The following is a 7,251-nucleotide window of genomic DNA, read 5'->3' on the forward strand; positions in this document are numbered from 1 at the left end:
TGCTCCATCTCTCCTCGAACAATGTACAGACGGGTGCGGAAAATCCTCCCGAAAGCTCGCCGCGATCCGTCCGGGCGAAATTCAGACGGCCTGCTTGAGAGCCGTTTTTTCCGCACGCAGTTCCTCGATCGAACGGACGTCGCGTCGCGCCGCACCGGCCCATTCGCGGGTCTTGACCCTGGATTTCGAAAGCCGTTCCTTCGCGGCCGGCACCGCATCGGCATATTGAGGCAGCCAGCGGGCCTGAGCGACGACCATTTCGTCCACCATTTGCCAAACCTCTTCCGGGGTCGAAACGGCGCCGACCAGCGGATCGTGCAGGACGGCGAGCTTCAGCAGGTCGATATCGCCGGAGATTGCCGCATGGACCGACATGCGCTGGACGTTGATCGAGGAAATGCAAGTGGCGGCGCAGGCCTCCGGCAGCGTGATGCCGGCCGCCATGTTGATGCCGAAGCGATCGACGAAGCCGGGCGACTCGATGATCGCGTCCTGCGGCAGGTTGGTGATGATGCCATTGTTCTTGACGTTGAAATGGCCGCGATAAACGCGGTTCGTCTCCAGCGCTTCGAGAATGTGGCTGGCATGCTCGTTGGAGCGCTTGGCGGGATCGATCGGACTGGCGGCGGACTCCAGAAATTGCGGGAACTCCGTTTCGAACCAGTTGCGCGTTTCGGTCGAATAACGAAGGTAGCCGCCGGTCTCGCCGTGGATCCAGTCGGACATGTCGATCCAGCGGGTGATTTCGTCCGGCCGCTTGCGATACCATGGCAGGTATTCGGAAAGATGGCCGTTGCTTTCGGTCGAATAGACGCCGAAGCGCTTCAGGACGTCGATGCGCAGCTTTTCCTGCTGCGAATAGACCGGATGCGCCTCGAAGGCGGCAACCAGCTCGTCCTTGCCGATCTTGCGGCCGTTGAGACGCAGGTCGATGAACCAGGTCTGGTGATTGATGCCGGAGCAGATGTAGTCGAGCTCGGTGCGCGACTTGGCGCCGAGCACTTCGGCGATCTGGTCGGCGCCATGCTGGACGCCGTGGCAGAGGCCGACGGTATCGACCTTGCCATATTCGATCGCCGCCCAGGTGTTCATGGCCATTGGGTTGGCGTAGTTCAGGAATTTCGCCCCAGGCTCGGCGACTTCGAGGATGTCCTTGCAGAAATCGAGGATTACCGGAATGTTGCGCTGGCCGTAGAGGATGCCGCCGGCGCAGATCGTGTCGCCGACGCATTGGTCGATGCCATACTTCAGCGGAATGCGGATGTCGTCCGCATAGGCTTCGAGACCGCCGACGCGAACGCAGCTGATGATGTAGCGGGCACCCTCGAGGGCAGCACGGCGATCTGTCGTTGCCGTAACCTTGGTCGGCAGCCTGTTGAATTCGACGACCCTGTCGAGGATCGACTTGATCATCTGGAGGTTGCGCTCGCTGAGATCGGTCAGCGCGAATTCGACATCCCTGAATTCAGGAACGCACAAAATGTCGGTAAAGAGCTTCTTGGTGAAGCCGACGCTTCCGGCACCGATGATAGCGATCTTGAAACTCATCAGTCTCACCTCGACCTGATCGAATGCTAGGGCAAAGGCGGCGAAAAGAGGCCCGGCCCGCCTGCCGTGGCATGCAGGCTGGAATCCGGCACTTCCTCCCGTCCGCTCTTTGACCGCGGTTTCTTTTGCTTTTCTCGAGGGATTATGCGCCTTATTCAGCACGCGACCAGAGAAGGATTATGCTTTTAGGGGTAATTTTGTGCTGCGGAACTTGATCGACGCCGGGCCGGCGGGCAGGACGGTATCGCTGCCGCGCGGCCGCCAGCGCCTGCACACCATGCCGACAAGCACCGGCTATGAAGTGCGCGAGAACGAGGTCTACGACTGGGATGGGCGCAAGCGCGGCCAGACGCCGTTTACCGTGCTCCAGCACACGATCAGCGGCACCGGCCGATTGCGCTACGAGAACCGCAACTACCGTCTGCAAAAGGGCGATACGTTGCTGGTTCTCGTGCCGCACAACCACCGTTACTGGCTGGCCAGGGGCGAACGCTGGGAATTCTTCTGGATATCGATGAACGGCGAGGAGGCACTGCGCATCCATAAGTCGATCCTTGCCGCCGTCGGTCCGGTGCTGCGGCTGCAGCCCTCGACGATCGATCATCTGGCCGATTGCAGTGTGCGCCTGATCACGGGCGCGGTCTCGCCGGGAGCCGCCTCGGCCGTCGCCTATGAAGCAGCCATGGCGCTCTACGACGATGTCTTCGGCTCGCATGCCGTCACCGACGAAATGAGCGCCATGCAGCCCGTCATCGACCACATCAAGGCCAACCTCGACAGGCCGCTCCGCGTTGCCGATCTCGCCGAGATCAGCGGCCTGAGCCGTGCGCATTTCTCGCGCTGTTTCGCCGAGAGCGAGGGACTTCCGCCCGCCGAATTCGTACTGCAGCAGCGACTGCAGCGCGCGGCGAAATTGCTGACGAAGGCCGATTTCCTGCCGGTCAAGGAGGTCGCCATCATGTGCGGCTTCGAGGATGCCAATTATTTTTCGAAGGTCTTCCGCCGCCTCTACGGCATCAACCCCACGCAATTTCGCACCAACGGAATGTATGCCAGCCTGGGAACTGCCCGATAGATTGGCACCACGCATGGCATCGATGCGGGAACGCTTTTGCTTTCCCTCGGTTTAGGACAGGAGAACCTGCTCGCCGCTGCCGCAACCCGCTCTTGGCGGAGATCAGGCCACAGATGTCAGGGGAGTGATCGATGAACAATCCCGATCCGAACAACCCGAATCCACTGCCGGACAATCCCAATCCGGAGCCGGCCCGGCCGCCTGCCCCGCCCGAGACTCCGCCGGGAGAACCTCCAGGTGTACCCCCGCCCTCGCCGGATCCAATTCCAACGCCGGACCAGGAGCCAATCGGGATTCCTCCTGGCACGCCTTCCGAAATTCCTTCGGAACCGACTTTTCCCGGGCCGACCGCCTGAAGGGCGGTCGGAGTGGAGGATGGCAAGGGTGATTTGGCGGAGCGCTCGAAACGGGTCTTGCCATGGAACGTTTTGCGCTGGCGCTCATTCACCCTCCATCACGGAATTCGGCGGCGGGCCCTGCAACCAGCGGAGGTTAAAATGAAAGTTGGCAACTGCATGACAAGGGACGTCGAGATCGCCAGTCCGCAGCAAACCCTACGCGATGCGGCAGAAATGATGGGTCGCCTCGACGCCGGCGCGATGCCGGTGGGCGAGAACGACCGGCTCGTCGGCATGATAACCGATCGCGATATCGCAATCCGCGGCGTCGCCCAAGGCAAGACACCTGACGCCAAGGTGCGGGAAGTGATGAGCACCGAGGTCAGGTATTGCTTCGAAGACGAAGACGCGGAGGATGTTCTGCGCAACATGGCTGACCTGAAAGTGCGCCGGTTGCCGGTGCTAAACCGCGACAAGCGCTTGGTCGGCATCGTTTCGCTGGGCGACCTCGCCACCAATAGCGAGACGGCGACAGCAGGTGAAGCGCTAAGCGGCATCTCGCAACCCGGCGGCGAGCATTCGCAAACGATACACTGACCGCGCACCACTGGCCGAACCATCAGCCGGGCTTTGCCCACGACCGAACCGCCGGCTGGATAGGCGCCGGCCTGCCGGCGAAACTGTTCAGAGGCGAACTGGACTGCAACCCGATGAGGAGCAAGCCATGATTACGATGAAGGCCGTCCGTATCCACGATTTTGGTGGACCGGAGGTTCTTTCGCTGGATGCGGTTCCGTTGCCTCAGCCGCATGACGACGAGGTCACGCTCAAGGTCTACGCGGCAAGCGTCAATCCCGTCGACTACAAGGTTCGCGAGGGCTCTTCGGGCGCGGATCTGCCCGTCACGCTCGGCCGCGACGTATCCGGCGTGGTGGAACTGTGCGGCACGCGGGCCCATACGCTGAAGAAGGGCGATCCGCTATATGCCATGCTCGGCAACGACCGCGGCGGCAACGCCGAATATGTCGTCGTCAAGGCAACGGAGGCGGCGGCGAAGCCGCAACGCTTAAGCCACGCCGAAGCCGCCGCCGTGCCACTTGCGGGCCTTACCGCGTGGCAAGGCCTTTTCGATCACGGCGGCCTCAAATCCGGGCAGCGGGTCCTCATCCATGGTGGCGCCGGCGGCGTCGGTCATCTGGCGGTGCAGTTTGCAAAGACTGCGGGCGCCTTCGTCGCGACGACCGTTTCCGCGCAGGATTTCGATTTCGTCCGCGCGCTTGGCGCCGACCAGGCGGTCGATTACAAGAACCAGCGCTTCGAGGAGGTTGTCGAGGACGTCGACCTCGTCTTCGACCTGGTAGCGGGTGAAACACAGGACCGCTCGTGGGACGTGCTCAAGCCCGGCGGGACGCTCGTCTCAACGCTTTCCGAACCGTCGGCGGAGAAGGCCCGCCTGCATCGGGCTCGCGGCGTTTCCTATTTGACCAAGCCGAACGCGGCGCAGCTTGCCGAGATCAGCCGCCTCGTCGACGCCGGGAAGGTCGGGCCGTTCGTGCAGGCAATTTATCCTCTCGAGGACGTCGCCAAAGCCGAGGAACAGCTCGAGAAGCAGCACACGCGCGGCAAGATTGTGCTTCAGGTAGCTGCCTGAGCACTCGCCGAACAACAGGCCGCAGGCCCGTTTGCGGAGTGCTCGGACACAGGCCGTTTTCTGCTGTCCAGAAGCCCGGCGGCCGAGAGTTTGACACAGGACGGCGCGCCGGGCCTGGCCGGCTTAGACCGGTGCCGGCTGAAGCAGCATGCGCCGGGTTTGCCGGGATGCGCAAATCAAACAAATCAAGGAGATGCAACGGATTGTCAGGCACGTCGCGACGACACCGTCGCACGGGCCGCCGTCAGTTAACTGCGAACGAAGGGCACAGCGTTTACCGACAGGCGGGCTAGGTTCCTACCGGCCGCAAGCCGCAAAAAACCGCTTCAAACTGTCGGACACCGGCGATAGGTTCGAACCATGTCTCAATCCGTCAATCCGACCTCCATTGCCCGTCGCGATCAGATGTTTCCAGCGCTGACTGAGGCGGACCTGGACCGCATGGGCCGTTTCGGCGAAGCCGTATCCTATGCCACAGGCGAACAGATCGTCAAAGCCGGCGAGCTGGCGCCCGGTCTGATCGTAGTCCTGTCCGGCAAGGTGGATATCATCCAGGGCGGCAGCTTCGGCCGGCGCGAAACAATCGTCACGCACGGTGCAGGCAATTTCGTCGGCGAGTTGGCGCAGCTTTCAGCCCGACCCTCACTGGTGGATGTGGAGGCGGTCGAGCCGGTCGAGGCGCTCGTCATCCCCTCGCAAAGGCTGCGGGACCTGATGGTGCAGGAAGCAAACCTCGGCGAGCGCATCATGCGGGCGCTGATCCTGCGTCGTGTCGGCCTGCTCGAGAGCGGCACAGCCGGACCGATCATTGTCGGACCGGTCGACAGCGGCGACGTGTTGCGGCTGCAAGGTTTTCTGGCCCGCAGCGGTCAGCCGCATCGGGTTCTCGATTCGGCTACCGATTCTTGCGCCAAGACGCTGATCGAACGCTTCCATGTCGATATCCACCATTTGCCGATTGTGCTCTGTCCGAACGGCAAGCTGCTGCTCAATCCCGGAGAGAACGAGCTTGCCCGCTGCATCGGCCTGGTGAGGCCGATCGACGCCGGCAAGGTGTACGACGTAGCCATTGTCGGCGCCGGACCGGCGGGCCTTGCGGCGGCCGTCTATGCGGCTTCCGAAGGGCTGTCGACGATCGTGCTCGATTGCCGTGCCTTTGGCGGACAGGCGGGCGCCTCCTCGCGTATCGAGAACTACCTCGGCTTCCCGACTGGCATTTCGGGGATGGCGCTGATGGCGCGCGCTTACAATCAGGCGCAGAAATTCGGCGTCGAGATGGTGATACCGGACGAGGCGAAGCGGCTGGGCAGTGCAAGCGACACGTCCGGCGCCCATTACACGCTCGCTGTCGGCAGCGGGGAGACCGTGCGGGCACGGTCGGCGGTGATAGCCAGCGGAGCGCGCTATCGCCGGCTTGACATGGCAAACCTGGCGCAATTCGAGGGAACCTCCGTGCACTACTGGGCTTCGCCGATCGAAGCGCGGCTTTGCGCCGGACAAGAGGTGGCCCTGGTCGGCGCCGGCAATTCGGCTGGCCAGGCCGCCGTCTATCTGGCGGCGCATGTGAAGAAGGTATGGCTGCTGGCGCGCGGCAGCAGCCTGGATGCGAGCATGTCGCGCTATCTGGTAGAGCGCGTCAGGGCACAGCCGAACATCGAAGTGCTGGCTGAGACGCAGATCGCGGCGCTGGAAGGCGACGACGGCAATCTTGGCAAAGTGCGCTGGCGCAGCCGCGACACCGAGACCTCGCGTCCGATCCGCCACCTCTTCCTGTTCATCGGCGCCGACCCGAACACCGATTGGCTGGCGCAAGGCGACGTGGCGTTGGACGCGAAGGGCTTCGTTCGCACCGGGCCGGACATTGGCCAGGAACGTGGTGCACTGGAGACGAACCGCGGCGGGGTGTTCGCCATCGGCGACGTGCGCTCCGGCTCGATCAAGCGCGTCGCCGCTGCTGTCGGCGAAGGCGCCCAGGTGGTTGCGGCGGTGCATCAATATCTCGCGCGAAACGGCAGCCTCGCCGTGGCGCCACAACTGGTCGGGAGCGCATGATGGCAGACGAATGCAGGCACGCCGGGGACATTCACGACGTGACGCCGAGCGCGCTCGGTTGCGAGGAATGCCTGAAGAGCGGTTCGCAGTGGGTGCATCTGCGGCTCTGCCGCACATGCGGCCATGTCGGCTGCTGCGACGACTCGCCCAACCTTCATGCCACCAAGCATTTTCGGGCAACCGGCCATCCTGTCATCGAAGGCTACGATCCGCCGGAAGGTTGGGGATGGTGCTACATCGACGAAATCTTCCTCGACCTCGGCGACCGCACCACGCCGCAAAACGGTCCGATCCCGCGCTTCATTTGAGCTTTTTTGCCTGTGGGCCGCTACAGCATTTCCAGGAAAAGTGTGAACGGTTTTCGTCCGGAATTGCATCAAAACAAAAGATAGAGCTGTTCGGCGTTTCCGTGAAACGATGAACCGTTCTGATGCATGTCGCGCAAAAGTGTGCAGCGGTTTAGCGATAACGACATGGATAAAAACGAGAAATCTAAAGTATCCGTTTTGATCAAGGGGTTTTAGGGGCCCATTTTCGCTGCGCCTTGAGGAGAGCGTTTGCGAGGATGATGAGCTTTCGCATCAATG

6 protein-coding genes are annotated in these 7,251 nt (G+C 62.4%); 5 read left to right on the top strand and 1 reads right to left on the bottom strand.

The features are described from left to right. Positions 1 to 81: 81 nt before the first annotated feature. Positions 82 to 1,548 (bottom strand): alpha-glucosidase/alpha-galactosidase, encoded by a 1,467-nt coding sequence (locus NKJ40_RS20970; RefSeq protein ID WP_352467680.1) that lies wholly within the window; start codon positions 1,546 to 1,548, stop codon positions 82 to 84. A gap of 199 nt (positions 1,549 to 1,747) precedes the next feature. On the opposite strand from NKJ40_RS20970, the gene NKJ40_RS20975 reads away from it, so the two are divergent. The 5 genes from NKJ40_RS20975 (at position 1,748) to NKJ40_RS20995 (ending at position 6,972) form a co-directional block, all read left to right on the top strand. Beyond that, positions 1,748 to 2,623, top strand: coding sequence for an AraC family ligand binding domain-containing protein (locus NKJ40_RS20975; RefSeq protein ID WP_502903734.1), 876 nt, complete (start codon positions 1,748 to 1,750; stop codon positions 2,621 to 2,623). A gap of 497 nt (positions 2,624 to 3,120) precedes the next feature. Next, positions 3,121 to 3,558, top strand: coding sequence for a CBS domain-containing protein (locus tag NKJ40_RS20980; RefSeq protein ID WP_352467689.1), 438 nt, complete (start codon positions 3,121 to 3,123; stop codon positions 3,556 to 3,558). Positions 3,559 to 3,685: 127 nt separating this feature from the next. Beyond that, entirely contained in the window at positions 3,686 to 4,612 is a 927-nt protein-coding gene (locus NKJ40_RS20985) for an NADP-dependent oxidoreductase (protein WP_352467681.1), read from the top strand. A gap of 360 nt (positions 4,613 to 4,972) precedes the next feature. After that, complete coding sequence (locus NKJ40_RS20990) at positions 4,973 to 6,664, top strand: FAD-dependent oxidoreductase (protein WP_352467682.1); 1,692 nt, start codon at positions 4,973 to 4,975, stop codon at positions 6,662 to 6,664. Next, on the top strand, positions 6,661 to 6,972 hold the full coding sequence (locus NKJ40_RS20995) for a UBP-type zinc finger domain-containing protein (protein WP_352467683.1): 312 nt from the start codon (positions 6,661 to 6,663) through the stop codon (positions 6,970 to 6,972). The genes NKJ40_RS20990 and NKJ40_RS20995 overlap by 4 nt, the downstream gene beginning before the upstream one ends. Positions 6,973 to 7,251 lie beyond the last annotated feature (279 nt).

The sequence above is a fragment of the Mesorhizobium sp. M0119 genome, from assembly GCF_040322615.1.
GTDB lineage: Bacteria > Pseudomonadota > Alphaproteobacteria > Rhizobiales > Rhizobiaceae > Mesorhizobium.

Coding starts and splice junctions, on each gene's coding strand:
- NKJ40_RS20985 (WP_352467681.1), top strand. CDS start 3,686: ATGATTACGATGAAGGCCGTCCGTATCCACGATTTTGGTGGACCGGAG.
- NKJ40_RS20970 (WP_352467680.1), bottom strand. CDS start 1,548: ATGAGTTTCAAGATCGCTATCATCGGTGCCGGAAGCGTCGGCTTCACC.
- NKJ40_RS20980 (WP_352467689.1), top strand. CDS start 3,121: ATGAAAGTTGGCAACTGCATGACAAGGGACGTCGAGATCGCCAGTCCG.
- NKJ40_RS20995 (WP_352467683.1), top strand. CDS start 6,661: ATGATGGCAGACGAATGCAGGCACGCCGGGGACATTCACGACGTGACG.
- NKJ40_RS20990 (WP_352467682.1), top strand. CDS start 4,973: ATGTCTCAATCCGTCAATCCGACCTCCATTGCCCGTCGCGATCAGATG.